The sequence below is a fragment of the Chryseobacterium elymi genome, from assembly GCF_003385495.1.
GTDB lineage: Bacteria > Bacteroidota > Bacteroidia > Flavobacteriales > Weeksellaceae > Chryseobacterium > Chryseobacterium elymi.
Window position 1 is genome coordinate 1 of the sequence record NZ_QNUH01000066.1, and the last position, 664, is coordinate 664.

At 33.4% G+C, this 664-nt stretch carries 1 pseudogene; it reads left to right on the forward strand.

From position 1 onward, the window contains the following. Positions 1-664: pseudogene (locus tag DRF60_RS21305) on the forward strand (RHS repeat-associated core domain-containing protein); the annotation flags it as partial.

The window sequence follows — 664 nt, forward strand, 5'->3', positions numbered from 1 at the left end:
ATGATCTGAATGGTAATATTACCAATCTGAAACGATCTGAAGGATTACAGGGAGGCAGTATTGCAATGACTATAGATGATCTTAGCTATACTTACACAGGAAACAGGCTCAACACCGTGACCGATCTTTCAGGACAATATAGTGGTTATCCAGATACCTCCGGAAATCAGATTGCTTATGATGATAATGGAAACATCAAAGACCATAGAGATAAAGGAATTTTACAAATAGATTATAACTTTTTGAATCTTCCTAACTACCTGATGTTTGATAAAGGATTGGCTATGCGCAATGGGATGATCAATGAAAATACCTATTATACTTATCGTGCAGACGGAGTAAAACTAAAGAAGATTTATAATTTTGCTCCCCCAAATCCTTCAGGAACTGTAACTTCTTTGCTTTCCAAGATTACAGAGTATGTAGACGGTTTCCAGTATGAAGGTAGTAAAGCAAATGTATTAAAATTAAAATTTGTACCTACTGTAGAAGGGTATTATAATTTTGAAAATAATAAGTATATTTACAACTATACAGACCATTTAGGAAATGTAAGGTTGAGCTACTTTAATAATGGAATTGGAATAGAAGTTCTTGAAGAAAATAACTATTATCCATTTGGGTTAAAGCATGAAGGATATAATATACTGACTGGAAACCCTGC